The following is a 26,096-nucleotide window of genomic DNA, read 5'->3' on the forward strand; positions in this document are numbered from 1 at the left end:
CTTCGTCAGAGGCGCTCGGGCATCAGAGGCGCTCAGGGGTCCTGATGCCCAGCAGCGCCATGCCCTGGTGCAGCGTGCGGGCCGTGATGTCGCACAGGAACAGGCGGTTCTCGACCTGCGCCGGAGTGTCCGCCTTCAGGACCGGGCACTTGTCGTAGAACGAGGTGTACAGCGACGCCAGCTGGTAGAGGTACGCGGCCAGCTTGTGCGGCGCGTACTCCCCGGCGGCCTCGGTGACCGTCGCGCCGAACGCGTCCAGGTGCAGGCCGAGCGCCCGCTCCGCCGCGTCGAGCGCCAGCTCCGGGTGGGCCGCCGGGCGGACCTCGCCCGCCTTGCGCAGGATCGACTGGATACGGGCGTACGCGTACTGGAGGTAGACCGACGTGTCGCCGTTCAGGGAGACCATCTGGTCGAGGTCGAACTTGTAGTCGCGGTTGGCCGACGTCGACAGGTCCGCGTACTTCACGGCGCCGATGCCGACCTGGAAGGCCCGCTCCTGGATCTCCTCCTCCGTGAGGTCCCGCGCCTTCTCGCGCACGACCTCCGCGGCGCGCTGCACCGCCTCGTCGAGGAGGTCCTCCAGGCGCACCGTCTCGCCCTCACGCGTCTTGAACGGCTTGCCGTCCGCGCCGAGCACCGTGCCGTACCCCATGTTGTGGGCGGTGACCTCGTCGTTCAGCCAGCCCATCCGGCGGGCCGCCTCGAAGACCATCTTGAAGTGCAGCGACTGCCGGACGTCCACCACGTACAGCAGGGTGGTGGCGTGCAGGTCGACGACCCTGTCGCGGATCGCCGAGAGGTCGGAGGCCGCGTACCCGAAGCCGCCGTCCGCCTTCTGGACGATCAGCGGGACCGGCTTGTCGTCCTTGCCCTTGATGTCGTCGAAGAACACGACGAGCGCGCCCTCGGAGCGCACCGCGACACCCGACTCCTCCAGGAGCCGCGCCGTCTCGGCCATCATGTCGTTGTACGCGGACTCGCCGACGATCTCCTCGTCGCGGACCTCCATGTCCAGCTTCTCGAAGACGGAGAAGAAGTAGACCTTCGACTCGTCCACGAACCGCTGCCAGAGGTCGAGCGTCTCCTTGTCGCCGGACTGGAGGGCGACCACCCGCTTGCGGGCCCGCTCCTTGAACTCCTCGTCGGCGTCGAAGACCGCGCGCGAGGCCTTGTAGACGCGGTTGAGGTTGCTCATCGCCTGCTCGCCGTCGACCTCGTCGGCCGGGGCCAGCCGGCCGGGGTTCTCGATCAGGTACTGGATGAGCATGCCGAACTGCGTGCCCCAGTCGCCGATGTGGTGGCGGCCGATCGTCTTCTCGCCGGTGAAGTCCAGCATGTGGCGCAGGGCGTCGCCGATGACGGCGGACCGCAGGTGGCCGACGTGCATCTCCTTGGCCACGTTCGGCTGGGCGTAGTCGATCACCGTCGTGCCCCGGTTCTCGGCGAACGGCACGCCGAGCCGCTCGCCGTCCGCCGCACGCGCCGCGAGGTTCCTGGTGATCGCCTCGTCGGTGACCGTGATGTTCAGGAAGCCGGGCCCGGAGACCTCGATGTCCTTGATCAGCTCGGGGGCGGTGATGCCGGAGACGACCTGCGCGGCCAGCTCCCGCGGGTTGCCCTTGAGCTTCTTGGCGAGCGCCAGGATGCCGTTGGCCTGGAAGTCGGCCCGGTCGCTGCGTCGCAGCAGCGGGTCCGCGGCACCGGCTTCCGGCAGGGCTGCCGAAAGGGCGTCCGCGAGGCGCTGGTGGACGGAGGCGGTGAGGGACGTGACCGGGGCCATGAAAGGGTGCCGTTCTGCTCGGGTGCCTGGACGTGCCGTAGCTGTGAAAACCGAGTATCCCACGCGGTGAAAAGCGGTTTTCGCGGTTACGGGGCGACCTGGGAGAATGGCTGGGTCAAGCGGTACTCACGCAAGAACGTGAGAAGTCGTAGGAAGCAGAAAGGCGTGCCGATCGTGGCTCAGAGCACCGATACCACCGACTGGGTCTCCCGCTACGCGGACGAGGTCATCGCCGAGTCGGAGCGTCGTGCCCCGGGCAAACCCGTCACGGTCGCCTCGGGTCTCTCCCCGTCCGGCCCGATCCACCTCGGCAACCTCCGCGAGGTCATGACCCCGCACCTCGTCGCCGACGAGATCCGCCGCCGCGGGCACGAGGTCCGCCACCTGATCTCCTGGGACGACTACGACCGCTACCGCAAGGTCCCGGCCGGCGTCCCCGGCGTCGACGAGTCCTGGGCCGAGCACATCGGCAAGCCGCTCACCTCGGTGCCCGCCCCGGCCGGGTCGGCGTACCCGAACTGGGCCGAGCACTTCAAGGCCGCCATGGCCGAGGCCCTGGCCGAGCTGGGCGTGGAGTACGACGGCATCAGCCAGACCGAGCAGTACACCTCGGGCGCCTACCGCGCGCAGATCCTGCACGCGATGAAGCACCGCGGCGACATCGACGCCATCCTCGACCAGTACCGCACGAAGAAGGACCCCGCCAAGGCGGCCAAGGGCGGCGCCAAGCAGCAGAAGCCGGTCGACGAGGCCGAGCTGGAGGCCGCCGAGGGCTCCGGCGCCGCCTCCGAGGACGACGGCAGCGGCGGCAGCGGCGGGTACTACCCGTACAAGCCCTACTGCGGGCAGTGCGAGAAGGACCTGACGACCGTCGTCTCGTACGACGACGACTCCACCGAGCTGGTGTACACCTGCACGGCGTGCGGCTTCGGCGAGACCGTGAAGCTGAGCGAGTTCAACCGCGGCAAGCTGGTCTGGAAGGTCGATTGGCCCATGCGCTGGGCGTACGAGGGCGTCATCTTCGAGCCGAGCGGCGTGGACCACTCCTCGCCCGGCTCGTCGTTCGTCGTCGGCGGGCAGATCGTGCGGCAGATCTTCGACGGCGTGCAGCCGATCGGTCCGATGTACGCCTTCGTGGGGATCTCGGGGATGGCGAAGATGTCGTCCTCGAAGGGCGGCGTGCCCACCCCGGCCGACGCCCTGAAGATCATGGAAGCGCCGCTGCTCCGCTGGCTGTACGCGCGCCGCAAGCCCAACCAGTCCTTCAAGATCGCCTTCGACCAGGAGATCCAGCGGCTCTACGACGAGTGGGACAAGCTGGAGGCCAAGGTCGCCGACGGCTCCGCGCTGCCCGCCGACGCCGCCGCGCACTCCCGCGCGGTGCGCACCGCCGCCGGTGAGCTGCCGCGCACCCCGCGCCCGATGCCGTACCGCACGCTGGCGTCCGTCGCGGACATCACCGCCGGTGCCGAGGACCAGACGCTGCGCATCCTCAGCGACCTCGACCCGTCGGTGCCGCTGGCCTCGCTCGACGAGGTGCGCCCGCGCCTGGACCGCGCCGAGAACTGGATCACCACCCAGGTCCCGGCCGAGGCCCGCACCATCGTGCGCGCCGAGCCCGACACCGAGCTGCTGTCGTCGCTGGACGAGGAGAGCCGCGAGTCGCTGCGGCTGCTCCTGGAGGGCCTCGACTCGCACTGGTCCCTGGACGGCCTCACCCACCTCGTGTACGGCGTGCCGAAGGTGCGGGCCGGGTTCTCGGCGGACGCGACGGCCAAGGAGCTGCCGCCGGAGATCAAGGTGGCGCAGCGGACGTTCTTCGCGCTGCTCTACCGGCTGCTCGTGACCCGGGAGACCGGGCCGCGCCTGCCCACGCTGCTGCTGGCCGTGGGCGCGGACCGGGTGCGCAAGCTGCTCGGGGCGTAATGTCCGCAGGCCGGCCGGGCGGGCGGGGACCGTGGTCTCCCGCCCGCCCGACCGTGTCTCTGCATCCTTTGGACTACCGGGAGTTCGGCCCGGGGCAGGACGCGCGGGCCCGTCGCCCCCGTGATCATGGACGCATGAAGGAAATCATCGCCATCGTCGGATGGGTCGTCGGAATCCAGGGCGGCCTCGGTGCCGCGGGCCGCCTCTTCGGGGACGGCCCCTGGGGGCTGCTGCACAAGTGGTGGGACGTGCCCACTCCCTTGTACGTGGCCCTCTTCGCCGTCGGTGCCGTGCTCGCCGTCTACGGAGAGCTGGGCAAGAAGCGGGCGTCGGCCACCTGAGCGCCCGGCCGCCTACGGGTGGCGGTGGCGGCGTACGGCGAAGAAGACCAGCGCGGCCAGTACGGCGAGCGAACCGCCGGCGATGGTGAGCGTCACCGGCGTCCAGCCGTCGGGCCGGGACTCGGGGCCGGCCTGGGCGGCACAGTCGGCGCCGGGGGCCGCGCCGCCCGCCTCGACCCGCACCGTGCCGTTGGTCCGCGCCTCGTCGGGCGGGACCGGCTCGGCGAAACGCAGGGCGTGGTCGCCGGGCTTCGCGTCGCAGCGGATCAGGGCCCGGCCCTTCCAGGAGACCTTTCCCGAAGGGGCCAGTTTCACCGGCCCCGCGAACGCGTCGGAACGGACGGTGACGCGGTGGGCGTCGTCCATCTGGTCCATCAGCTCCGGATTCAGCACGGACAGCGTGACGCGTTCACCGGGCCGCACCGAGCCGGGAGCGACGGTGAGTCCGCCCTCTGGGCCCGCCTGCGCGGCGGCGCTCGTCATGCCTGCCAGGGAAAGGGCGAGGGCGACCGCTCCGACCGTCGCGGCGGTTTTGTGTGGCATAAGGTGATCTTATCCGGATCTTATGCAGGGGGAGTCTGGACGCCTGCTCGACCTCGGGCGCCCAGCGGGAAGGCAGTTGTGCGTATTTCACGATGGGCCCGGGCCGTGGCCATGGGGGCGGGCGGCGGTTTCCTCGCCGTTTCGGCCACCACGGCCGCCGGCGCGGTGACACCCGCCGAAGACAGCAGGACGGTTCCGCTGAAGAGCGACGCGGGGTGGGGAGTCGCGGCGGCGGAGCGGTTCTGGACCGCCGACCGCATGGAATCGGCGACGCCGGTGACGGGGCGGGGGAAGGCGCAGGCGCCGGCTCCGGCTCGGGTGGACGTGGCCCGGCGCGGGCCGGTGACGTCCGCGGCGGCGGCGAGGGCCCAGACGGATCGCGAGGGTTCCAAGACCATCGGCGTCCTCTACTTCGTCGGCAAGGACATGTCCACGCACAACTGCACGGCCAGCGTGGTCCACAGCCCCAAGGGCAACCTCATCCTCACCGCCGCGCACTGCGGCAACGGCGACAAGTACGCCTTCGTGCCCCAGTACCGCACCGGCAGGACCCCGGCGCAGCAGCCCAACGGCATCTGGGCGGTCGACCGCGTCTTCAAGGACCCGCGGCGCACCGACTACGGCCCCGGCTCGGACCTCGACTTCGCCTTCGCGACCGTCAAGCCCGACCAGCGCGGCCGCCAGGTCGAGGAGATCACCGGCGCCAACACCCTGACCCGCACGCCGGGTTACCAGGTGCAGGTCACCGTCATCGGCTACCCGTCGGCCAGGCACGCGCCGAAGGACCAGGCGATCAAGTGCCGCACGAAGACCACCCGCCTCTCCGGCTACAAGCAGCTGCGCATGGAGTGCGGCGGCTTCTACGGCGGCACCTCGGGCAGCCCGTGGCTGATGGACTTCGACGAGCGGACCAAGACGGGCAAGGTCGTCGGCAACCTCGGCGGCGCGGGAGGCGGCGGAGCCACCGACTCCGTCTCCTACGCGCCCTTCTACGACGACGAGGTGTTCAAGCTCTACGACGACGCCGTGCGCAACGCCGCCGTCGTCGAGCGGCCCCCGCTGCCGACCGCCCTCGGCACCGGCGAGACCTGGCAGCACGCCAAGCAGCTGGCCACCGGCGACTACACCGGGGACGGCACGTCCGACCTCCTCGTGGTCTGGGCCGACGGCGAGGTAACCCTCCACCCGGGCAACGGCAAGGGCGGCTTCACCCGCGAGCGCCGCCTCCAGAAGCCCAACGCCACGTGGAAGCACGCCGTGGCCGTCACCGGCGGCGACTTCGCCGGCGGGAACCTCTCCGACCTCATGGTGCGCTGGTCCGACGGCGAGGTCACCCTCTACCAGGACGTGTCCGCCTCGGGGCTCGGCAAGGAGACCAGGCTCGCCGCCGCCGGGTCCATCTGGAAGAAGGCCGCCCAGATCACCGCGGGCCGCTTCGGCGGAGGCGGCGACAGGACCGACGACGTCCTCGTGCGCCGGACCGACGGCGAGGTCATCCTGTACAGCGACGTGGACGCCCGCGGCTTCAAGAAGAAGACCACGCTCCACAAGCCCAACGCCACGTGGAAGCGGACCACCCTGCTCACCGGCGGCGACTTCACCGGCACCGGCCTGTGGGACCTCGTGGTCCGCTGGAGCGACGGCGAACGCACCGTCCACAAGGACGTGAGCCCGGCCGGTTCCGGCACGAGGACACGCATGGGCGCGCCCGGCGCCCTGTGGACCCACGCCAAGGCGATGACGGCCGGCAACTACACCGCGGGCGGCCGGTCCGACGACCTCATCGTGCGCTGGAGCGACGGCGAGGTCAGCCTCTACGCCGACACGACGACGAAGCTCGGCCGCGAGGTCACCCTCGTACCGCCGAAGGTCTCCTGACGCGCCGACGGGCCGGGATCACGCGATGCGTTCCGCGTCCAGATCCTGCTGGTAGCGGGAGCGGAAGTCGCGCAGGTACGGGCGGAGGGTGCTCTCCGTGAGCGGCCCGCCCGCCTGGCCCGTCACGCCGTACAGGTCCATCAGGTACAGGCTGAACTGCCGGGCGTTGGGGTAGTCCCCGATCTCGCTGACGTACTTGCGGAACGCCGTGAAGTAGGCCTCCATGCGGGAGATGTCGTCGGGGAGCCCGGGGATGTCGGGCTCGGCCTCGGGCGCGGCGTCGGCCTCGGGCACGGGCTGCTCGTGAGCGGCGGGAGCGTCGTGGGCGTCGTGAGCCTCATCGCCGTACTGCTGCTCATCGCCGTACTGCTGCTCATCGCCATACTGCTGCCCGTTGCCGTACTGCTCGTTGTCGTGTGGTCCGTTGTCGTACGGGGCCTGCTCCTCGTACCACTGGTCGTACGGCTCCTCGGGGGCGTACGAAGCGGGGTGCTTCGCGAACCACGGACTCTCGTGCGGCAGGACCTCCGGCTGGGGTTCCGGCCGGGGCTCCGGGGCCGCAGCCGGTTCCGGTTCTGGTTCGGTTGCCGGTTCCGCCTCCGACCGGCGCGGGGCCGGCAGCTCCGGCTGCTGGGAGGACGTGGTCTGCGCGGCGGCCGGGACGGGGGGCAGCAGGGCGGGTTCGATGCCGGCGGCGGCGAGGCCCGCGGGGGCGGTCTCCGCCAGCGGAACGCCGTAGCGGGCGAGGCGCAGCGGCATCAGGGACTCGACGGGGGCCTTGCGGCGCCAGGCACGGCCGAAGCGGGAGCGCAGCCGGGCCTGGTAGACGAGGCGCTCCTGTTCGAGCTTGATCACCTGGTCGTAGGAGCGCAGCTCCCACAGCTTCATCCGGCGCCACAGCAGGAACGTCGGCACCGGCGACAGCAGCCACCGGGTGAGCCGTACGCCCTCCATGTGCTTGTCGGCGGTGATGTCCGCGATCCGCCCGATCGCGTGCCGCGCCGCCTCGACCGCGACGACGAAGAGCACCGGGATCACCGCGTGCATGCCGGTGCCGAGCGGGTCGGGCCAGGCCGCCGCGCCGTTGAAGGCGATCGTCGCGGCCGTCAGCAGCCACGCGGTCTGCCGCAGCAGCGGGAAGGGGATGCGTATCCAGGTCAGCAGGAGGTCGAGGGCCAGCAGGACGCAGATGCCCGCGTCGATGCCGATCGGGAAGACCACCGAGAAGCCGCCGAAGCCCTTCTGCTCGGCGAGTTCGCGCACGGCCGCGTACGACCCCGCGAAGCCGATCCCGGCGATGACGACCGCACCGGCGACGACCACCCCGATGAGTATCCGGTGCGTGCGTGTCAGCTGCATCGCGGCCACCCGCGAACCCCTCCCTGTTCAGCCTGGATCGGCTTCTTGCGAGCGATAGCCTGGCACACGTGTACGGACGGGGCGCGCGCCGGTACGCCCGGAGCCCGGCCCCAGGGGGACCGGGCTCCGTCAAGCGGCGTGGCGGCCGGGGGAGTTGAGCCCCGCGGCCGGGTGTGCGGGGCGGGCGCGTTCCGGCCCCGGCTTCGCCTCAGGACTTGCTGTGGCTGGTCTTGCCGGTCTTGGAGTCATCCGACTTCGTGGTGTCGTCGGCCTTCTCGGCGTCCGCGCCCTGCTTCGAACCGTCGGACTTCTTGGAGTCGTCGTCCTTCTTGGAGTCCTCGTCCTTCTTCGACTCGCCGTCCTTCTTCGAGTCGTCGGACTTCGGCTTCTCGCTGGAGCCGGAGGACGGCTTGCCGCCGCCCTCGTTGGCGGAGACGACCGCGGCCGCGGCCTCCTTCGCCGCCTTCTGCGCGTCCTTCGACAGCTCACCGGCGTCGGGGGTCTTGTCGCCCGCGAGGCCCGCGCCGTTGTAGTCGACGGTGATGACCGCGTTCTCCACGCGCGTCACGAACGTCTGCTGCTTGAAGGTGTCCTTGTCCTTCTTCAGGTCGTACCGCACGAGCGTCGCCTGCTCGCCGACGCCCTGCACCGGCTCCGCCTTGACGCCCTTCGCGTCCTTGGTCGCCTGGGCGTCCGCGACCTGCTTGGCGAAGTTGTCCTGCGCCCGCTTCGCGCCGCTGCCGAGCGAGGCGTCCGAGTCGAAGCGCATCAGCGAGACGCGCAGCCAGCGGAACTGGGAACCGTCCACGCCGTTGTTGTCGAGGCTGTCCCACGAGCAGCTGCCGCGCAGCGCCGTGTCCGTGGACGTACCGGCCTTGCCCTTGTCCTTGGCCTCCGGCACCAGCTCCTGGAGCGTCTTCTTCGACAGGACGTCGCAGGGCTCGGGAAGCTTGCCGTACGCGGCCTTCTCCACGGCCGGCGTCTCCTCCCCCGCCTTCTTCGGGGCCGACGCCTTGGCGCCCGCCTCCTTCTTGGCCCCGTCGGAGCCGGAGCCGGAGTCGGAGGAGCAGCCGGAGGCGACGAGGATCACCGGTACGGCGGCCGCGCTGACGAGGATGCGGCTCAGACGCTGGCGCTGTCGCTGTGCAGGTCGGTGCATGGTTCCTTCACTCAGTTCGTCTCGTGACGTCCGGTTCGTCTCGTGACGTCGTCGGGTCCGAGGGGCCACGGTACGCGTATGGGGCGGCGGGTGGCTCCGCTTCAGGGAGGCGGGACCACGGCCCGCGCGGCCTTCGCGCGGCGGTTAATCGTCGAACTCCCCGGCGAGCCCGTCGGCCAGGTCCACCGCCTTGTCCTGCATTTCCTTGCTGTCGGGCACGTCCGTGCGGCGGCCGGGCTGCTCGTCGTACTCGATGGTCACGATGACGTTCGACGTGCGGAACACCACAGTCACGGTGCGGTGTCGGGTCGCCGAGCCGGTGGTGGTGAGGGCGTCGTTCAAGAACGCCTCGTCGCCGAGGTCGTCGAGGGAGCGGGGCTCCAGGCCGGCCGGCGGGGTGGCGGGCGCGGTCGTGGAGGTGGCGTCGTCGTCGCCGTGGTCGCTCCGGTCCTTCTTGCCGCCCTGGGCCTTGTCGCCCTCCTCGGCGTCCGCGTCCGAGGCCGGGGACTCGCTGTCGGAGGCGGCGGGCACCGGGAGGTCGGCCGCCCGCAGCTTCTTGGCGTAGACCTCGGCGGCGCGGTCGTCGTCGCTGACCGTGCCGTCGTAGGAGACGACCCGCTCGAAGTCGACGAGGAGGTGGTGGGAGGCGCCGGACGACTCGACCTTCCAGCGGCAGCCCACGCGCCGGTCCGTGTCGTACGTGACCGTGGGCGTCCCCTCGTACGCCTTCTCCCGCTGCTCGCCGTCCTCCATCTCCTTGAGGCCGGGCAGCATCGCGTCGAGGGTGCCGGGTTCGACTTCGCCGCAGGGCTCCGGGAGCGTGCGGTACTTGCCGGGCTCGGCGGGGGCGGCCGCGCTGCCGGCGTCCCCCGGCTTGGAGTCCTCGGACCCGGCGCCGCCGTCGGAGCCCGAGGAGCAGCCGACGAGCAGCGCCGCGAGGAGCGCGGCGACACCGGGTGCGTAGACCTTCCGCTGCACCGTGATGGCTCCTCTCATGGGGGGTACGTGGGGTTATTCGGTTGCCGTCGGCGGGCGGCCGATGGACACAATGTGTATCGCACACGCCACCGTGGATGCCGGTCCGATGCCCTTTTCGTTGACCTTGGCTCCGGTATTTGCGCTTCTAGACTTGTAGTGGGTTACGGGGGAATGAGGACGATATGTCGTACGTAGAGGTTCCCGGCGCGCAGGTGCCGATACGGATGTGGGCCGACCCGGCGTCGGTCGAGGACGTCGCGATGCGACAGCTGCAGAACGTGGCGACGCTGCCGTGGATCAAGGGTCTGGCGGTCATGCCGGACGTCCACTTCGGCAAGGGCGCGACGGTCGGCTCCGTGATCGCCATGCAGGGCGCGGTCTGCCCGGCGGCGGTCGGCGTCGACATCGGCTGCGGCATGTCGGCGGTGAAGACCTCCCTGACGGCCAACGACCTCCCGGGCGATCTGTCGCGTCTGCGGTCGCGGATCGAGGCGGTGATCCCGGTGGGGCGGGGCATGCATGACGACCCCGTCGAGCCGGGGCGCTTCCATGGGATGGCGACGGCGGGGTGGGACGAGTTCTGGGCGCGGTTCGACGGGGTCGCCGAGGCGGTGAAGTTCCGGGAGGAGCGGGCCGTCAAGCAGATGGGGACGCTTGGCTCGGGCAACCACTTCGTCGAATTCTGTCTCGACGAGGCGGGTTCGGTGTGGCTGATGCTGCACTCCGGCTCCCGGAACATCGGCAAGGAACTGGCCGACCACCACATCGGCGTGGCCCAGGGCCTTCCGCACAACCAGGGGCTCGTCGACCGCGACCTGGCCGTCTTCGTCGCGGACACCCCGCAGATGGCCGCGTATCGGAACGACCTGTACTGGGCGCAGGAGTACGCGAAGTACAACCGCGCGATCATGATGGCGCTCTTCAAGGACGTGATCCGCAAGGAGTTCAAGAAGGCGAAGCCGACGTTCGAGCAGGAGATCTCCTGCCACCACAACTACGTCAGCGAGGAGCGGTACGACGGGATGGACCTGCTGGTCACCCGGAAGGGCGCGATCCGTGCGGGCAGCGGTGACTTCGGGATCATCCCGGGCTCGATGGGCACGGGCTCGTACATCGTCAAGGGCCTCGGCAACGACGCGTCCTTCAACTCCGCCTCGCACGGCGCCGGCCGCCGCATGAGCCGGAACGCGGCGAAGCGGCGCTTCTCGGCGCAGGACCTGGCGGAGCAGACGCAGGGCGTCGAGTGCCGCAAGGATTCCGGTGTGGTGGACGAGATCCCGGCGGCGTACAAGCCGATCGAGCAGGTCATGGACCAGCAGCGGGACCTCGTCCAGGTGGTGGCGAAGCTCAAGCAGGTCGTCTGTGTGAAGGGCTGAGGCGGCGCGTTCCGGGTGTGGGCGCGCCGCGTCTACTTCGCGTGCTCGACGGCGAAGATCATGACGAAGGCGACCAGGTGGATGCCGAAGAGGAAGTACGCGAGGTACCACCACACCATCCGCTCGTTCTTCTTCTCCTCGGCGAGGCGACGGGTCTCGTGCTCGTGGGTGAGGCGTTCGAGCGGGTCGGGGGAGTCCGCGGAGTAGGCCGGCCTGCCGGGGTCGTCACCGGGGAGGGGCATCGTCATGACTCCCGGTGGACCTTGGTGTTGGAGGCCTGGGCGCGCGGGCGGACCACCAGGAGGTCGACGTTGACGTGGGGCGGGCGGGTGACCGCCCAGGTGATCGTGTCCGCCACGTCCTCGGCCGTCAGCGGCTCCGCCACGCCCGCGTAGACCTTCGCGGCCTTCTCGGAGTCGCCGCCGAAGCGGGTCAGCGCGAACTCGTCGGTCTTGACCATGCCGGGCGCGATCTCGATGACGCGGACCGGGGTGCCGACGATCTCCAGGCGCAGGGTCTCGGCGAGGACGTGCTCGGCGTGCTTGGCGGCGACGTAGCCGCCGCCTCCCTCGTACGTGCCGTGCCCGGCGGTCGAGGAGAGGACGACCACCGTGCCGTCGCCGCTCGCGGTGAGCGCGGGGAGCAGGGCCTGGGTGACGTTGAGCGTGCCGAGGACGTTCGTCTCGTACATCTGGCGCCAGTCGGCCGGGTCGCTGGTGGCGACGGGGTCCGCGCCGAGCGCGCCGCCCGCGTTGTTCACCAGGACCGCGATCTTCTTGAACGCCGTCGCGAAGGTGTCGACCGCCGCGCGGTCGGTGACGTCGAGCGCGTACGCCATCGCGTCGTGCCCCGCCTCGGTCAGCTCCGCGGCGAGCGCCTCGATGCGGTCCTTGCGGCGCGCGGTGAGGACGACGCGGTAGCCGGCGGCGGCCAGACCGCGCGCGGTGGCGGCGCCGATGCCGCTGCTGGCGCCGGTGACGATGGCGATGCGCTGGGCGGCGGCGACGGTCATGGGGCGCTCCTCGGGGTTCGGGGTGGGGGCCGGATGGCTCTGGGTGGCGGTTGTCCGTGGTGCGTGGTGCGTGGTGCGTGGTGCGTGGTCAGGATATGTGGGTCGTTCAGCGGGTCCGGGGCGCATACATGATCACGGCCATCCCCACGAGGCAGATGAGGGCGCCGGTCACGTCCCAGCGGTCCGGGCGGTAGCCGTCCGCGGCCATGCCCCAGGCGATCGAGCCCGCGACGAAGACCCCGCCGTACGCGGCGAGGATGCGGCCGAACTCGGCGTCGGGCTGGAGCGTGGCCACGAAGCCGTAGGCGCCGAGGGCGATGACGCCCGCGCCGATCCAGGCCCAGCCGCGGTGCTCGCGCACGCCCTGCCAGACGAGCCAGGCGCCGCCGATCTCGAAGAGCGCGGCGAGGAGGAACAGGGCGGCGGAGCGGGCGATGAGCATGGACGACAGGGTGGCACGGCGGTGTGGCGTGGTGGTGTGATGTGGAGGGCGGGGTGCGTGATGTGTGCGTCGTACGATTGCTGTTTCGCGCAGCTGTCTCGGCGGGGTCGTCCCGTTCTCGGAGGAGTGGTTCGTCATGGCTCAGGGTGGTGGACGGCGTGGGCTGTTGCTGGGGGAGCTGGCCGTCGAGTCGCGGCGTTACATGGCCTCGTACGCCCTCTTCAACCAGGCCGTCGCCGATCATCTGAAGCTGCATCCCACCGACGTCCAGTGCCTGAATCTGCTCAGCCTGGAGCGCGAGCCGGTCACCACCGGCCGTGTCGCCGAACTGACCGGGCTGACCACCGGCTCCGCGACGCGGCTCGTCGACCGTCTGGAGCGCGCGGGCTACGTCGTGCGGGAGCGGGACGCCGCGGATCGGCGGCGGGTGCTCGTCGCCACCGTGCCCGAGAAGGTCGCGGAGTTCGGGCGGATGTGGGGGAAGCTCAGCGGCGGCTGGTTCGCGCTGTTCGAAGGGTGCGATGACGACGAACTGGCGTCGCTCCTCGCCCACATGCGCCGCACCGTGGAGTTCAGTGCGGCGCAGGTGGAACGGTTGCGGAGCGGGGAGTTGGGCGGCTGAGCGGGGCGGAGAGCTTGGGGGCGCTGTTGCTGGGTTGTCCCCCTCCCGTGTTCAGTGTTGCTGGGTTGTCCCCCCTCGGCGCCCCTCGCGTTCAGTGGTGTTCCGACGGTCGTGCCTTGCGGGGAAGCAGGCGTACGAGGGGGCAGCACAGGAGTGTCACCACCGCGACCGCGGTGAGGCTCACCGTCATGGCGTGGGCCTGCCCGGCGTGCGCCGTCTTGAAGAACACCGTGGTGACCACCGCCGTGCCGGTCGCGTTGGCCAGTTGCTGCACCGCGCTGAGTGAGCCGCTCGCGCTGCCCGCCTCCTCCTGCGCGATGTCACCGATGGTGACGTCGTACACGGTGCCGAAGCAGGTGCCCATGCCGAGGCCGATGACGAACAGCGGCGCCGGCAGGGCCCAACCGCTCGTCCCTGTCCCCGAGACCGCCGTCACGGCCAGCAGGCCGCCGGTGCCCGCGAGCGTGATCAGCAGACCCGCGAGGACGAGCGTGCGGCCGTACCTGCCGATGAGGCCGTAGCAGGCGATCGACGCGATCACGATGCCGGCGGTCACGGGGAGCAGGCCGAGCGCGGTGCCGGAGGGCGAGCGGCCGAGGCCCTGTTGCAGGAAGAGCGAGATGACGTAGAGCAGGCCGGAGACGGCGGCGAAGAAGACGATGCCGAGGATCAGGCCCGAGGTGAAGCCGCGGTTGCGCAGCAGGGAGGGCTGGATGAGCGGGCTCGGGGCGGTGCGCTGGCGGTGGCAGAAGAGGGCGAAGGCCGCGAGTCCGGCGGCGGTCAGGAGGACGGGCCTGGTCGTCCAACCGTTCGCGGAACCGTCGATGAGGCCGGAGAGCAGGCCGAGCATGGTCGCGGCGAGCAGGGCGGAGCCGCGGGCGTCGATGGAGGTGGTGGGGTCGCCGCTGTCCTTCGGGAGGAGGCGGGCGGCGGCGAGGAGTGCGGCGCCGCCGAGGACGAGGTTGATCAGGAACATGGGGCGCCAGCCGAGGCCGCCGAGGTCGGCGTCGATGAGGAGCCCGGCGAGGATCGGGCCGCCGACCGCGGAGAGGCCCATCGCCGGGCCGAAGAGGCTGAAGGCCTTGCCGATGTGTTCGCGGGGCCAGGTGGCGCCGAGGATGCCGAAGCCCTGCGGGATGACCAGGGCGCCGAACGCGCCCTGGGCCAGGCGGCCGGCGACGAGGGTGGTGGGGGTGGGGGCGAGGCCGCAGAGGAGCGAGGCGAGGGTGAAGCCGGCGAGGCCGAGGAGGAAGAGGCGGCGCCTGCCGTACTTGTCGCCGAGGCGGCCGCCGAGGACGAGCAGGACGCCGAGGGCCAGGGCGTAGGAGGTGCCGAGCCACTGCACGAGGGCGGGGCCGCCGTGGAGGTCGGCGGTGATGGTGGGAGCGGCGATGTTGGTGATGGTGGCGTCGACCAGGTCGAGGATGTCGGCGGCCAGGACGACGGCGAGGACGGCCCAGCGTTTACGGGCGGGGAGGGGTGGTGGGGGTGTCGTGGTCTTTGGGTCGGTTGCCGGGAGCACAGGGGAGTCCTTTGGTGTTACTGCGTGACGCAGAGATTGTGTGGCGCAGGTAAATGTGCGGGAGGGGGCGAGGTGGTGTCAAGACGGTTCCTGGGGCGGGGGTGGGGTGGGTGTCGCCTTGAGGTCGTCTGTGGGGCGGCGTGGGGTGGGTGTCGCCTTGGGTTCGTCTGCGGGGCGGGGCCGCCGGGTGCGCTGTGCCCCCGCGGCCCCCTACCCCCCGGTCAAGGCATAACGCCAGTCACCGCACGGGTGCCAGTTGCCCTTGGGGTATTCGATCAGGGCCTCGCCCCGCAGGGTGAAGCCCGCCTTGCGGCACACCGCGTTGGACGCTCCGTGGCCCGTCGCCGGGAACGCGTGGAGCGCTCCGTGGCGGCCCGCCGCCCTCGCCTCGGCGATGATCAGCCGCGCCGCGCCCGCCGCGACGCCGCGGCCCTGGAACGCGGGCAGGACGCCCCAGCCGGTCTCCCAGACCGTCTCGCCCTGCCAGGTCGTCTCCCAGTACCCGATCGAGCCCGCCGTCTCGCCGTCCAGCGTGATGCGGAACATCCGGCCCCTGTCGGCCAGGCCCAGGTAGCGGCGGTGCCGGTCCGCGAGCTGCTCGGGGGTCTCGGGGCCGCCCAAGTGTTCCGTCATCTCGGGCGTGTTCAGGAGCGCGAGGAGTGCCGGGCCCTCCTCGTCCGTCCAGGGGTGAAGGTGGATGTCCGGCTGCTGTGGTCGCTGCATCCGGTCACCGTAAGGGGAGGGTCCGACAATCGCTGCGGGGTGCGGAATCCACGGGGAATAGGTGCGCCGGCCGCTCCGTTCACAGGTATAGTTGAATCATAAACAACCTGGGAGTCGGTCATGCAGTTCGGGATCTTCAGTGTCGGCGACGTGACGGTCGACCCGACGACGGGGCGTGCCCCGAGTGAGTACGAGCGGATCAAGGCGATGGTGGCGATCGCGCTGAAGGCGGAGGAGGTGGGGCTCGACGTCTTCGCGACGGGTGAGCACCACAACCCGCCGTTCGTGCCGTCGTCGCCGACGACGATGCTCGGCTACATCGCGGCCCGTACCGAGCGTCTGGTGCTGTCCACGTCCACGACGCTGATCACCACGAACGATCCGGTGAAGATCGCCGAGGACTTCGCGATGCTCCAGCACCTGGCGGACGGCCGGGTGGACGTGATGCTGGGGCGCGGCAACACCGGGCCGGTGTATCCGTGGTTCGGCAAGGACATCCGCGACGGCATCGACCTGGCGGTCGAGAACTACGCGCTGCTGCGCCGCCTGTGGGACGAGGACGTGGTGACGTGGAAGGGCAAGTTCCGTACGCCGCTGCAGTCCTTCACCGCCACGCCGCGTCCACTGGAGGGCGTCGCGCCGTTCGTGTGGCACGGCTCGATCCGCTCCCCGGAGATCGCCGAGCAGGCCGCCTACTACGGGGACGGCTTCTTCCACAACAACATCTTCTGGCCGGCCGAGCACACCCGGAAGATGGTCGAGCTGTACCGCCGCCGCTACGCCCACTACGGGCACGGCACCCCGGAGCAGGCCATCGTGGGGCTGGGCGGGCAGGTGTTCATGCGCAAGAACTCCCAGGACGCGGTGCGGGAGTTCCGGCCCTACTTCGACAACGCGCCGGTGTACGGGCACGGGCCTTCGCTGGAGGAGTTCACCGAGCAGACGCCGCTGACGGTGGGCTCGCCGCAGCAGGTCGTCGAGCGCACCCTGTCCTTCCGGGACACCGTCGGTGACTACCAGCGCCAGCTGTTCCTGATGGACCACGCCGGGCTGCCGCTGAAGACGGTGCTGGAGCAGCTGGACATCCTGGGCGAGGAAGTGGTGCCGGTGCTGCGGGAGGAGTTCGCCAAGCGGCGTCCCGCCACCGTGCCGGACGCTCCCACTCACGCCACCCGCGTGGCCGAGGGCCGCAAGGACGGTCAGAAGGAGGTGTCGGCGTGAAGCTCGTCGTCGTTACCGCGGGGCTGAGCAGTCCCTCCGCCACCCGGCTGCTCGCCGACCGGCTCACGGCCGCCACTCTGGAGCATGCCCGCGCCGAGGCGGAGGTCGTCGAAGTGCGGGAGCTGGCCACGGAGATCGCCCAGCACCTCGTCACCGGCTTCCCGTCCACCCGGCTGGCCGCCGCGCTCGACGCGGTGGCCGCGGCCGACGGGCTGATCGCGGTGACGCCGGTGTTCGCGGGCTCCTACAGCGGGCTGTTCAAGTCCTTCTTCGACCTCATCGACAAGGACGCCCTGACCGGGAAGCCGGTGCTGATCGGCGCGACCGGCGGGACCGCGCGGCACTCCCTGGTCACCGAGCACGCGATGCGTCCGCTCTTCGCCCATCTGCGTGCGCTGGTGGTGCCGACGGCTGTCTACGCGGCCGCGGAGGACTGGGGCGAGGACGGCCTCGCGGCCCGCATCGCCCGCGCCGGGCGGGAGTTGGCCCGCTTCATGGCACCCGGCGGGCAGGGCGCCGAACCCGCGGGAACACCCGACACCGACACCGCCGCGGCGATCGCGCCCCGCTCACTGATCGGCGCGATCACCTCCGTCGACCCGGACGGCGGCTTCGACGTCGTACCGTTCGCGCAAAAGCTCGCCGCGCTGCGGGTCGAGTGACGGGACGTCAGGGCCACACCAGGCAGTAGGCCTGGTGGCCCGCGTCGTGCAGGCGGTGGCTGAAATCCTGCCACTCGTGCAGGAGTTGGTAGACGTTGAAGGCGTCGCGCGGGCCGCCACGGTCGGGCACCGTGGACCAGATGAAGGCCGCGGCGCCCACCGACTCCTCGCCGACGCCCCGCAGCGGGTCGACGACGGTCATGGGGAGTTTCACCACGGCGTAGTCGGGGTGCAGGACGACCAGTTCGAGCGGGGGCACCTTGTGCAGGGGTATGCCCTCGATGCCGGTCAGGACCATCGCGGCCATCGTCTCCGGCTTGATCTTCGTGAACATGCCGCCCATGCCCAGTTCGTCGCCGCCGAGTTCCTCGGGCCGCATCGAGATGGGCACGCGGGCGGCGGTCGCACCGTCCGGGGCACCGAAGTACTTGTACGTCACCCCCACCCCGCCACTCCTGCTGCTCACCCGGTCCTGCCGGGATTCGACGGACTCGGCCCGTGCCTGGTCGGGCGTCCCCTGCGCGGGCTGCGCCGCCGCCTCGCGCCGGTGCTTGCCCCGCCGGGCACGCCGGGGGCCCAGGCCGTCGGTCCCCTCGCCCAGTCCGCCACCGCGATGCATATCTCCACCCGACTGCTTTTCCAGGGCGGCACGGCCCTGTCTTTTCTAGGCCTCGCGGCCCCCGCCACGCAACCCGATCATCGTGTCAGTGACCTCCCCCACGGTCACCCGCTAAAACGTGGAGTGAAACACCTGTCCGCAGGAAGTCCGGACCCTCTGACACCATGGCTCGTGTGAGCTTCCCGTATAGCGCCCCAGTTTCGCAGACTCTTTTCGACCGTGCGGCGGCCGTGACGCCCGGCGGTGTGAACTCTCCCGTGCGCGCGTTCCGCGCTGTGGGTGGTACGCCCCGTTTCATGGTGTCCGGTACCGGTCCGTACCTGACTGACGCCGACGGCCGCGAGTACGTCGACCTCGTGTGTTCGTGGGGTCCGATGATCCTCGGGCACGCCCACCCCGAGGTGACCGCCGCCGTCCAGGAGGCCGTCGCCCGCGGCACCTCCTTCGGTACGCCCGGCGAGGGCGAGGTCGCCCTCGCCGAGGAGATCGTGGCCCGCATCGCCCCCGTGGAGCAGGTGCGGCTCGTCTCCAGCGGCACCGAGGCCACCATGTCCGCCATCCGGCTGGCCCGCGGCTTCACCGGCCGCGCCAAGGTCCTCAAGTTCGCCGGCTGCTACCACGGGCACGTCGACGCCCTGCTGGCCGCCGCCGGTTCGGGCGTGGCGACCCTCGGCCTGCCCGACACCCCGGGTGTCACCGGTGCGCAGGCCGGCGACACCATCGTCGTCCCCTACAACGACCTGGACGCCGTGCGGACCGCCTTCGCCGCGCACGAGGGCCAGATCGCCTGCGTCATCACCGAGGCCTCGCCCGGCAACATGGGCGTCGTACCGCCCCGTGAGGGCTTCAACCAGGGGCTCGCCGACCTCTGCCGCCAGAACGGCGCGCTGTACATCTCCGACGAGGTGATGACCGGCTTCCGTACGTCGAAGGCGGGCTGGTTCGGCGTCGACGGCGTGCGCCCCGACCTGATGACCTTCGGCAAGGTCATGGGCGGCGGCTTCCCCGCCGCGGCCTTCGGCGGGCGCGCCGACGTCATGGCGCACCTCGCCCCGGCCGGCCCCGTCTACCAGGCGGGCACCCTCTCCGGGAACCCGGTCGCCACGGCCGCGGGCCTCGCGCAGCTGCGACTTCTGGACGACGCGGCGTACGACAAGGTCGACGCGGTCTCGGAGCAGCTGCGGGGCCTGGTGAGCGAGGCGCTGGCCAAGGAGGGCGTCGCGCACACCGTGCAGAACGCCTCCAACATGTTCTCCGTCTTCTTCACCGCCGACGAGGTGAAGAACTACGACGACGCCAAGGCGCAGGAGTCCTTCCGCTTCACCGCCTTCTTCCACTCGATGCTGTCGCAGGGCGTCTACCTGCCGCCCTCCGCCTTCGAGTCCTGGTTCGTGTCCACCGCCCACGACGAGCGGGCCATCGAGCGGATCGCCGCCGCCCTGCCGGGTGCCGCGCGCGCGGCCGCGGAAGCCACGGAGGTGACCGCATGAGCGGCACGGCGGCAAACGACGAGCTGACCGTCGTCCATGTGATGCGCCACGGCGAGGTGCACAACCCCGACGGCATCCTGTACGGGCGGCTGCCCGACTACCACCTCTCGGAGCTGGGCCGGCGGATGGCCGACCGCGTCGCCGAGCACCTCGCCCAGCGCGACGTCACGCACGTCGTCGCCTCGCCGCTCGACCGCGCCCAGGAGACGGCCGCGCCGATCGCCAAGGTGCACGGCCTGGACCTGGCGACGGACGCCCGGCTCATCGAGGCGGAGAACGTCTTCCAGGGCAAGACCTTCGGGGTCGGCGACGGCGCGCTGAAGAACCCGGAGAACTGGCGGCACCTGGTCAACCCCTTCAAGCCGTCCTGGGGCGAGCCGTACATCGAGCAGGTCGTGCGGATGATGGGCGCCCTGGACGCGGCGAAGGACGCGGCCCGCGGCCACGAGGCGGTCTGCGTCAGCCACCAGCTGCCGATCTGGATCGTGCGCAGCTTCGTGGAGAAGCGGCGGCTGTGGCACGACCCGCGCAAGCGGCAGTGCACCCTGGCGTCGCTGACGACGTTCACCTACCGCGGCGACCGCATCGTCTCCGTGGGGTATTCGGAGCCCGCCCGGGATCTCGTCCCGGCGCATCTCCTCGCCGGCGCCAAGCCGGCGAAGGGCAAGGGCAAGGCTTTCGGCGCCTGACCCGAATTCCCGCCCGCGGGCTCCGCTTTATGTACGTCACGTGATCGCGTCGCGACTGTACGTCCCTTTTGGGTAAAGCGCGGCAAATAACCGCGATGCGCAGGAACCACGCTGTTCGTCGCGCCCTCTAACAGGTCGTCCCTCTTGCAAACCGGATACGGGCAGGAGGCGGACCCAAGGGCGCGACGAATGGGGATGTGGAATGCGCGACATCAGCCGCAGGGGAATGCTCGGACTGGGAGCAGGTGCCGCGGCCGCTGTCGGACTGGCGGCATGCGGCTCCGGGGGCGACGGGGATTCCTCGGGGCCCGCGGAGAAGGCCAAGGAGGGCCAGGCGGGCGGCAAGGCGCCGGCCAAGCCGATCGGTGACGGGTCGACCGCCTACACCGGCAAGCAGCCCCACCAGCCCGGCAAGCCCGTACCGCTGGAGCCGGGCGAGACGCCGCCGCAGTTCGTCATCTTCTCCTGGGACGGCGCGGGCGAGGTCGGCAACGGACTCTTCCCGCGCTTTCTGAAGCTCGCCGAGGACCACAACGCGCACATGACGTTCTTCCTCTCCGGGCTTTATCTGCTCCCGGAATCGAAGAAGCGCATGTACCGCCCGCCGAACAACCCGGTCGGCGCCTCCGACATCGGTTATCTCACCGACGGTCACATCAAGGACACGCTGAAGTACGTGCGCCAGGCATGGCTTGAGGGCCATGAAATCGGCACCCACTTCAACGGGCACTTCTGCGGGGGTTCCGGTTCGGTCGCCAACTGGACGTCCGCGCAATGGCAGGACGAGATCGACCAGGCCAAGTCCTTCGTGAAGAAGTGGCGTACGAACACCGGCTGGAGCGATCTGCCGCCGCTGCCCTTCGACTACGACAAGGAACTCGTCGGCGGCCGCACGCCCTGTCTGCTCGGCCAGGACAACCTGCTGCCGACCGCCAAGAAGCTCGGCTGGCGCTACGACGCCTCCTCGCCCGGCGGCCGCCAGCGCTGGCCCCAGAAGAAGATGGGCGTCTGGGACCTGCCGCTCCAGGGAATCCCCTTCCCCGGCCACTCCTTCGAGGTCCTGTCGATGGACTACAACATCCTCGCCAACCAGTCGCAGAACTCCACGAAGGCTCCGCCCCACAACTACCCGGGCTGGCGCAAGCAGGCCACGGACGCCTACATAGCCGGCTTCAAGCGGGCCTATGAGACCAACCGCGCGCCGTTCTTCATCGGCAACCACTTCGAGGAGTGGAACGGCGGCATCTACATGGACGCCGTCGAAGAGGCCCTGAAGCACATCGCCGGCAAGAAGGACGTACGCCTCGTCTCCTTCCGGCAGTTCGTCGACTGGCTCGACGTGCAGGACCCGAAGGTCCTGGGGCAGCTCCAGGGCCTTGAGGTCGGCCAGGCGCCCGCAGGCGGTTGGAAGGGGCTCGGAAAGGCCGCCTGAAATGGGACTTTCCGCAACCGCGGGGGGTGCGGAAGATCCCCGAAACAGACATGCGAAACTTTTCACATGAGTGCCGCCTGCCGCGCCCCCCACAGCACGAACCGCAGCCGTAGCCGCCGCCGAGCCGGTCGAGGCCGAGCCGCCCTGCTGGCCGCGGGGGCCGCGGTCGGAGCGCTGACGCTCGCGGCGTGCGGCTCCGGCGGCACCTCGGGCGGCGGCGGCAACACCAACTTCGTCGCCGGGACCGACGGCATCGCCACCGCCGCGAAGGCGGACCGCAAGCCGCTCCCCGAGCTGGACGGCGAGACCCTCGACGGCAAGGACCTGAACCTCACCAAGGCGTACAAGGGCAAGGTCCTCGTCATCAACGTCTGGGGCTCCTGGTGCGCGCCGTGCCGGGCCGAGGCGCCGAACTTCGTGAAGGTCGCCAAGGAGACGAAGGCCAAGGGCGTCGAGTTCGTCGGCATCAACACCAGGGACCCCCAGCGCGGCCCGGCGATCGCCTTCGAGAAGGCGCACGAGGTGCCCTACCCGAGCGTGTACGACCCGACGGGCAAGCTGATGCTGCGCTTCCCCCAGGGCTCGCTCAACCCGAACGCCATCCCCTCCACTCTCGTCGTCGACCGCGACGGGAAGATCGCGGCCCGCACCCAGCAGCCCCTCAATGAGGCGCGGCTGCGGAAGATGATCGACCCCGTGGTGGCGGAGAAATGATGCTCACCCTCGCGGCCGTCACCGGCACGAACCAGACCGTCATGAGCGGGGCGCTGCTGCTCGCGATCCCGATCGCCGTGCTCGGCGGGCTCGTCTCCTTCTTCTCGCCGTGCGTCCTGCCGCTCGTCCCCGGTTATCTGTCGTACGTCACCGGCGTCAGCGGCCAGGATCTCGGCGAGGCGCGGCGCGGCCGGATGGCGGCCGGCGCCTCGCTCTTCGTGGCCGGCTTCACCGTGGTCTTCGTCTCCGTCACCGTCTTCTTCGGGGCGGTGGGACACACGCTCAAGACACACCAGAGCACCATCAACACCGTGCTCGGCGTGGTGATGATCGCGCTCGGGCTCTTCTTCATGGGACTCATGCCCTGGCTCACCCAGCGCGAGTTCCGCTTCCACAAGCGCCCGGCCGTCGGACTCGCCGGCGCCCCCATCGTCGGCGCGCTCTTCGCCGTCGGCTGGACGCCGTGCGTCGGCCCGACCCTCGCCTCCGTCATAACGCTCTCGGCCGACAGCGGCAACCCGCAGCGCGGCGCGCTCCTGGGCGTCGCGTACAGCCTCGGGCTCGGCATCCCGTTCATCCTCGCGGCCGTCGCCTTCCGCAAGGCACTCGGCGCCTTCGGCTGGGTGAAGCGGCACTACGCGTGGGTGATGCGCATCGGCGGCATCATGATGATCGCGACCGGCCTGCTGCTCGTCACCGGAGTGTGGGACAGCATGGTGCAGCAGATGCAGGTCTGGACAAGCAGTTACTCCGTGGGGATCTGATCCATGAGCAAGACCGAAGCCCCCGAGCAGCGAGACGACCTCGGTGCCGCGGGCGAGCAGCTTTCGACGGCCCCCCAGGAGGACGCGCCGAACCTCCCCTCCCTCGGCGTCATCGGCTGGCTGCGCTGGTTCTGGCGGCAGCTCACCTCGATGCGGGTCGCGCTGATCCTGCTCCTGCTGCTCTCGCTCGGCGCGATCCCGGGCTCGCTGATCCCGCAGAGCAATGTGGACGAGCTGAAGGTCCAGGACTTCATGGACCGGCACACCACGCTCGGGCCGCTCTACGACAAGCTCCAGCTCTTCGACGTCTACAGCTCGGTGTGGTTCTCCGCGATCTACATCCTGCTGTTCGTCTCCCTCATCGGCTGCATCGTGCCCCGCACCTGGCAGTTCGTCGGCCAGCTGCGCGGCCGCCCGCCGGGCGCCCCCAGGAAGCTGACGCGGCTGCCCGCCTACACGACGTGGCGCACCGCCGCCGAGCCCGAGCAGGTCCACGAGGCCGCGCTCGCGCTGCTCAAGCGGCGCCGCTTCCGCGCGCACACCGCCGCCGGTTCGGTCGCCGCCGAGAAGGGCTATCTGCGCGAGGCCGGGAACCTGATCTTCCACATCGCGCTGATCGTGATGCTGATCGCCTTCGCCGCCGGACAGCTCCTCAAGTCCGAGGGCGGCAAGCTGGTCATGGAGGGCGACGGCTTCTCCAACACGCTCTCCCAGTACGACGACTTCAAGTCCGGCAGCCTCTTCGACACCGACGACCTGGCGCCGTTCCACTTCACGCTCGACGACTTCAAGGGCACGTACGAGAAGAGCGGCCCCAACCGCGGCACGCCCCGCACCTACCGGGCGGACGTCACCTACACCGAGGGCGCCGACGGCCCCGAGAAGAAGAAGTCCATCGAGGTCAACAAGCCGCTGGAGGTCGACGGCTCGAAGGTCTACCTCATCGGCCACGGCTACGCCCCCAAGGTCACCGTCCGCGACCCCAGGGGCAAGGTGATCTACGAGGCCGCCGTGCCGCTGCTGCCCATCGACCAGAACGGCACCGCGACCGGCGCCATCAAGGTCCTGGACGGCTACAAGAACAAGAGCGGCGTGAAGGAGCAGCTGGGCTTCAACGCCTTCTTCGTGCCGACCTTCGCGGGCGAGGGCAAGGGGCAGATGTTCTCGCAGTTCCCCGCCCCCGACTTCCCGGTGCTCGCGCTCTCCGCGTACCACGGCAGCCTGGGCGTCGACTCCGGTGTCCCGCAGAACGTGTACCAGCTCGACACCCGGAAGATGAAGAAGTTCAAGGACTCCCAGGGCGAGCTGTTCAAGAAGCGGCTGCTGCCCGGTGAGACCATGAAGCTGCCGAACGGCGCGGGTTCGATCACCTTCGAGAAGGACCTCAAGGAGTGGGCGACCTTCCAGATCTCGCAGGAGCCCGGCTCCGTGTGGGCGCTGGCCGGGGCTCTCGCCGCGATCGCGGGCCTCGCCGGCTCGCTGTTCATCCAGCGCCGCCGCGTGTGGGTGCGGGCGGTCCGGGGCGCCGACGGCGTCACGGTCGTGGAGATGGCAGGGCTCGGCCGCAGCGAGTCCGCGAAGCTCCCCGAGGAACTGTCCGACCTCGCCGCCCACCTGCACGAGAAGGCGCCGAGTGCGCCCGACCCCGACCCGGACGCCCACGCCGTCTCCGCCTCCGCGTCCGACTCCGAGCCCGACGCCGTACCTGCCGAAGGGGCTGAGAAGTGAATCTCGCCACCACCCTGGCCGCCGAACCCAACGAGGACCTCGCGCACATCAGCAATGTGCTGATCTACTCCGCGATGGCCGTCTACCTCCTGGCCTTCTTCGCGCACATGGCGGAGTGGCTCTTCGGCAGCCGCAGCAAGGTCGCCCGCACCGCCGCCGCGCTCACCGCGGGCACGGCCGAGGCCGCTGCGCCCGCCGTGACCGCCCGGGCCAAGGGCGGCACCGCCACCCTGGAGCGCCCGAAGGTCGTCACGCGGTCCGTCACCGGCGCCCGGGACGTGCCCGACGGGCCCGGCGCGGCGGCCGGGGACGAGAAGGGCGACCTGTACGGCCGCATCGCGGTCTCCCTCACCGTGCTGGCGTTCCTGCTGGAGTTCGGCGGTGTCCTCACCCGCGCTCTGTCGGTGCAGCGGGCGCCGTGGGGCAACATGTACGAGTTCAGCATCACCTTCTCCACCGTCGCCGTCGGCGTGTACCTGGTGCTGATGGCGCTGAAGAAGAACATCGCCTGGCTCGGCCTGCCCCTGGTGACGACGATCCTGCTCGACCTCGGGCTCGCCGTCACCGTCCTGTACACCTCCAGCGACCAGCTGGTCCCGGCCCTGCACTCGTACTGGCTGTGGATCCACGTCTCCACGGCGATCTTCTGCGGCGCGGTCTTCTACGTCGGCTTCGTCGCGACGATGCTCTACCTCTTCCGCGACAGCTACGAGACGAAGCTCCAGAACGGCGGGAAGCCCGGCAGGTTCGCCACGTCCGTGATGGAGCGGCTGCCCGCCGCCGCCTCTCTGGACAAGTTCTCGTACCGCCTGAACGCCGCGATCTTCCCGCTGTGGACGTTCACGATCATCGCGGGCGCGATCTGGGCGGGCGACGCCTGGGGCCGCTACTGGGGCTGGGACCCCAAGGAGGTCTGGTCCTTCATCACCTGGGTCGCCTACGCCGGCTACCTCCACGCCCGCGCGACGGCCGGCTGGAAGGGCCGCAAGGCCGCCTACCTCGCGCTGATCGCCTTCGGCTGCTGGCTGTTCAACTACTACGGCGTCAACATCTTCGTCACCGGCAAGCACTCGTACGCCGGGGTCTGACCCCGCCGTACGCGCCGCCAAGGGTGCG

Annotated in this window: 25 protein-coding genes; 14 read left to right on the forward strand and 11 right to left on the reverse strand. The window is 70.5% G+C overall.

What is annotated here, in order from left to right; genetic code table 11:
* Positions 1-22 precede the first annotated feature (22 nt).
* Positions 23-1,780 carry an arginine--tRNA ligase gene (gene argS, locus J2N69_RS21125; protein WP_230902169.1) on the reverse strand — a complete coding sequence of 586 codons (1,758 nt, stop codon included), beginning with the start codon at positions 1,778-1,780 and terminating at the stop codon, positions 23-25.
* Positions 1,781-1,945: 165 nt separating this feature from the next.
* Here argS and lysS point away from each other — a divergent pair, with 165 nt between their 5' ends.
* Positions 1,946-3,706, forward strand: a complete 1,761-nt coding sequence (gene lysS / locus J2N69_RS21130; RefSeq protein WP_230902170.1) for a lysine--tRNA ligase — start codon at positions 1,946-1,948, stop codon at positions 3,704-3,706.
* A gap of 134 nt (positions 3,707-3,840) precedes the next feature.
* The gene (locus tag J2N69_RS21135; RefSeq protein ID WP_230902171.1) at positions 3,841-4,047 is read left to right on the forward strand and encodes a hypothetical protein; all 207 of its coding nucleotides are present in this window, start codon (positions 3,841-3,843) and stop codon (positions 4,045-4,047) included.
* A 12-nt stretch (positions 4,048-4,059) separates the two neighbouring features.
* Here the strand turns inward: J2N69_RS21135 and J2N69_RS21140 are convergent, their stop codons facing one another.
* Entirely contained in the window at positions 4,060-4,590 is a 531-nt protein-coding gene (locus J2N69_RS21140) for a hypothetical protein (RefSeq protein ID WP_230902172.1), read from the reverse strand.
* A 78-nt stretch (positions 4,591-4,668) separates the two neighbouring features.
* Between J2N69_RS21140 and J2N69_RS21145 the strand changes: the two genes are divergently transcribed.
* The gene (locus J2N69_RS21145; RefSeq protein WP_230902173.1) at positions 4,669-6,468 is read left to right on the forward strand and encodes a trypsin-like serine peptidase; all 1,800 of its coding nucleotides are present in this window, start codon (positions 4,669-4,671) and stop codon (positions 6,466-6,468) included.
* An 18-nt stretch (positions 6,469-6,486) separates the two neighbouring features.
* Here the strand turns inward: J2N69_RS21145 and J2N69_RS21150 are convergent, their stop codons facing one another.
* From J2N69_RS21150 to J2N69_RS21160, 3 genes are all read right to left on the reverse strand, one after another.
* Complete coding sequence (locus J2N69_RS21150; RefSeq protein WP_230902174.1) at positions 6,487-7,836, reverse strand: DUF2637 domain-containing protein; 1,350 nt, start codon at positions 7,834-7,836, stop codon at positions 6,487-6,489.
* A 199-nt stretch (positions 7,837-8,035) separates the two neighbouring features.
* Positions 8,036-8,986: a DUF3558 domain-containing protein gene (locus tag J2N69_RS21155; RefSeq protein ID WP_230902175.1), complete on the reverse strand. Its 951-nt coding sequence runs from the start codon at positions 8,984-8,986 to the stop codon at positions 8,036-8,038.
* A gap of 144 nt (positions 8,987-9,130) precedes the next feature.
* The gene (locus J2N69_RS21160; RefSeq protein WP_330166824.1) at positions 9,131-9,982 is read right to left on the reverse strand and encodes a DUF3558 domain-containing protein; all 852 of its coding nucleotides are present in this window, start codon (positions 9,980-9,982) and stop codon (positions 9,131-9,133) included.
* A 164-nt stretch (positions 9,983-10,146) separates the two neighbouring features.
* Between J2N69_RS21160 and J2N69_RS21165 the strand changes: the two genes are divergently transcribed.
* Entirely contained in the window at positions 10,147-11,340 is a 1,194-nt protein-coding gene (locus J2N69_RS21165; protein ID WP_230902176.1) for an RtcB family protein, read from the forward strand.
* Positions 11,341-11,372: 32 nt separating this feature from the next.
* On the opposite strand, the gene J2N69_RS21170 is transcribed toward J2N69_RS21165, so the two are convergent.
* From J2N69_RS21170 to J2N69_RS21180, 3 genes are all read right to left on the reverse strand, one after another.
* Positions 11,373-11,588: a hypothetical protein gene (locus J2N69_RS21170; protein ID WP_408056763.1), complete on the reverse strand. Its 216-nt coding sequence runs from the start codon at positions 11,586-11,588 to the stop codon at positions 11,373-11,375.
* Positions 11,585-12,352, reverse strand: a complete 768-nt coding sequence (locus J2N69_RS21175; RefSeq protein WP_230902177.1) for an SDR family NAD(P)-dependent oxidoreductase — start codon at positions 12,350-12,352, stop codon at positions 11,585-11,587. Before J2N69_RS21175 ends, J2N69_RS21170 begins: the two co-directional genes overlap by 4 nt.
* A 106-nt stretch (positions 12,353-12,458) precedes the next feature.
* Positions 12,459-12,794: a YnfA family protein gene (locus tag J2N69_RS21180; protein WP_230902178.1), complete on the reverse strand. Its 336-nt coding sequence runs from the start codon at positions 12,792-12,794 to the stop codon at positions 12,459-12,461.
* Positions 12,795-12,930: 136 nt separating this feature from the next.
* On the opposite strand from J2N69_RS21180, the gene J2N69_RS21185 reads away from it, so the two are divergent.
* On the forward strand, positions 12,931-13,416 hold the full coding sequence (locus J2N69_RS21185) for a MarR family winged helix-turn-helix transcriptional regulator (RefSeq protein ID WP_230902179.1): 486 nt from the start codon (positions 12,931-12,933) through the stop codon (positions 13,414-13,416).
* 91 nt (positions 13,417-13,507) lie between these two features.
* Here the strand turns inward: J2N69_RS21185 and J2N69_RS21190 are convergent, their stop codons facing one another.
* Positions 13,508-14,938, reverse strand: coding sequence for an MFS transporter (locus tag J2N69_RS21190; RefSeq protein ID WP_230902180.1), 1,431 nt, complete (start codon positions 14,936-14,938; stop codon positions 13,508-13,510).
* Between the two features lie 210 nt (positions 14,939-15,148).
* Positions 15,149-15,661, reverse strand: coding sequence for a GNAT family N-acetyltransferase (locus J2N69_RS21195; RefSeq protein ID WP_230902181.1), 513 nt, complete (start codon positions 15,659-15,661; stop codon positions 15,149-15,151).
* A gap of 120 nt (positions 15,662-15,781) precedes the next feature.
* Here J2N69_RS21195 and J2N69_RS21200 point away from each other — a divergent pair, with 120 nt between their 5' ends.
* Together J2N69_RS21200 and J2N69_RS21205 are read left to right on the forward strand one after the other, a co-directional pair.
* A complete protein-coding gene (locus J2N69_RS21200) occupies positions 15,782-16,882 on the forward strand; it encodes an LLM class flavin-dependent oxidoreductase (RefSeq protein ID WP_230902182.1) in 1,101 nt (366 codons plus the stop codon).
* A complete protein-coding gene (locus J2N69_RS21205; RefSeq protein WP_230902183.1) occupies positions 16,879-17,544 on the forward strand; it encodes a CE1759 family FMN reductase in 666 nt (221 codons plus the stop codon). Before J2N69_RS21200 ends, J2N69_RS21205 begins: the two co-directional genes overlap by 4 nt.
* Positions 17,545-17,551: 7 nt before the next feature.
* Here the strand turns inward: J2N69_RS21205 and J2N69_RS21210 are convergent, their stop codons facing one another.
* Positions 17,552-17,989: a hypothetical protein gene (locus tag J2N69_RS21210; RefSeq protein WP_030565229.1), complete on the reverse strand. Its 438-nt coding sequence runs from the start codon at positions 17,987-17,989 to the stop codon at positions 17,552-17,554.
* Positions 17,990-18,327: 338 nt separating this feature from the next.
* Here J2N69_RS21210 and hemL point away from each other — a divergent pair, with 338 nt between their 5' ends.
* From hemL to ccsB, 7 genes are all read left to right on the forward strand, one after another.
* On the forward strand, positions 18,328-19,653 hold the full coding sequence (gene hemL / locus J2N69_RS21215) for a glutamate-1-semialdehyde 2,1-aminomutase (protein WP_230902184.1): 1,326 nt from the start codon (positions 18,328-18,330) through the stop codon (positions 19,651-19,653).
* A complete protein-coding gene (locus J2N69_RS21220; RefSeq protein ID WP_230902185.1) occupies positions 19,650-20,342 on the forward strand; it encodes a histidine phosphatase family protein in 693 nt (230 codons plus the stop codon). Before hemL ends, J2N69_RS21220 begins: the two co-directional genes overlap by 4 nt.
* 202 nt (positions 20,343-20,544) lie before the next feature.
* The gene (locus J2N69_RS21225) at positions 20,545-21,774 is read left to right on the forward strand and encodes a polysaccharide deacetylase family protein (protein ID WP_230902186.1); all 1,230 of its coding nucleotides are present in this window, start codon (positions 20,545-20,547) and stop codon (positions 21,772-21,774) included.
* 66 nt (positions 21,775-21,840) lie between these two features.
* A complete protein-coding gene (locus J2N69_RS21230) occupies positions 21,841-22,488 on the forward strand; it encodes a TlpA family protein disulfide reductase (RefSeq protein WP_230902187.1) in 648 nt (215 codons plus the stop codon).
* Entirely contained in the window at positions 22,485-23,252 is a 768-nt protein-coding gene (locus tag J2N69_RS21235; protein WP_230902188.1) for a cytochrome c biogenesis CcdA family protein, read from the forward strand. The genes J2N69_RS21230 and J2N69_RS21235 overlap by 4 nt, the downstream gene beginning before the upstream one ends.
* 3 nt (positions 23,253-23,255) lie before the next feature.
* Positions 23,256-24,980 (forward strand): cytochrome c biogenesis protein ResB, encoded by a 1,725-nt coding sequence (resB, locus tag J2N69_RS21240; RefSeq protein WP_230902189.1) that lies wholly within the window; start codon positions 23,256-23,258, stop codon positions 24,978-24,980.
* Entirely contained in the window at positions 24,977-26,068 is a 1,092-nt protein-coding gene (ccsB, locus tag J2N69_RS21245; protein ID WP_230902190.1) for a c-type cytochrome biogenesis protein CcsB, read from the forward strand. The genes resB and ccsB overlap by 4 nt, the downstream gene beginning before the upstream one ends.
* Positions 26,069-26,096 lie beyond the last annotated feature (28 nt).

The organism is Streptomyces huasconensis (genome assembly GCF_021028635.1).
GTDB lineage: Bacteria > Actinomycetota > Actinomycetes > Streptomycetales > Streptomycetaceae > Streptomyces > Streptomyces huasconensis.

Coding starts and splice junctions, on each gene's coding strand:
- J2N69_RS21200 (WP_230902182.1), top strand. CDS start 15,782: ATGCAGTTCGGGATCTTCAGTGTCGGCGACGTGACGGTCGACCCGACG.
- J2N69_RS21135 (WP_230902171.1), top strand. CDS start 3,841: ATGAAGGAAATCATCGCCATCGTCGGATGGGTCGTCGGAATCCAGGGC.
- resB (WP_230902189.1), top strand. CDS start 23,256: ATGAGCAAGACCGAAGCCCCCGAGCAGCGAGACGACCTCGGTGCCGCG.
- J2N69_RS21140 (WP_230902172.1), bottom strand. CDS start 4,590: ATGCCACACAAAACCGCCGCGACGGTCGGAGCGGTCGCCCTCGCCCTT.
- argS (WP_230902169.1), bottom strand. CDS start 1,780: ATGGCCCCGGTCACGTCCCTCACCGCCTCCGTCCACCAGCGCCTCGCG.
- J2N69_RS21155 (WP_230902175.1), bottom strand. CDS start 8,986: ATGCACCGACCTGCACAGCGACAGCGCCAGCGTCTGAGCCGCATCCTC.
- J2N69_RS21175 (WP_230902177.1), bottom strand. CDS start 12,352: ATGACCGTCGCCGCCGCCCAGCGCATCGCCATCGTCACCGGCGCCAGC.
- J2N69_RS21180 (WP_230902178.1), bottom strand. CDS start 12,794: ATGCTCATCGCCCGCTCCGCCGCCCTGTTCCTCCTCGCCGCGCTCTTC.
- J2N69_RS21220 (WP_230902185.1), top strand. CDS start 19,650: ATGAGCGGCACGGCGGCAAACGACGAGCTGACCGTCGTCCATGTGATG.
- J2N69_RS21165 (WP_230902176.1), top strand. CDS start 10,147: ATGTCGTACGTAGAGGTTCCCGGCGCGCAGGTGCCGATACGGATGTGG.
- J2N69_RS21170 (WP_408056763.1), bottom strand. CDS start 11,588: ATGACGATGCCCCTCCCCGGTGACGACCCCGGCAGGCCGGCCTACTCC.
- J2N69_RS21160 (WP_330166824.1), bottom strand. CDS start 9,982: ATGAGAGGAGCCATCACGGTGCAGCGGAAGGTCTACGCACCCGGTGTC.
- J2N69_RS21225 (WP_230902186.1), top strand. CDS start 20,545: ATGCGCGACATCAGCCGCAGGGGAATGCTCGGACTGGGAGCAGGTGCC.
- J2N69_RS21185 (WP_230902179.1), top strand. CDS start 12,931: ATGGCTCAGGGTGGTGGACGGCGTGGGCTGTTGCTGGGGGAGCTGGCC.
- J2N69_RS21230 (WP_230902187.1), top strand. CDS start 21,841: ATGAGTGCCGCCTGCCGCGCCCCCCACAGCACGAACCGCAGCCGTAGC.
- J2N69_RS21235 (WP_230902188.1), top strand. CDS start 22,485: ATGATGCTCACCCTCGCGGCCGTCACCGGCACGAACCAGACCGTCATG.
- J2N69_RS21195 (WP_230902181.1), bottom strand. CDS start 15,661: ATGCAGCGACCACAGCAGCCGGACATCCACCTTCACCCCTGGACGGAC.
- hemL (WP_230902184.1), top strand. CDS start 18,328: ATGGCTCGTGTGAGCTTCCCGTATAGCGCCCCAGTTTCGCAGACTCTT.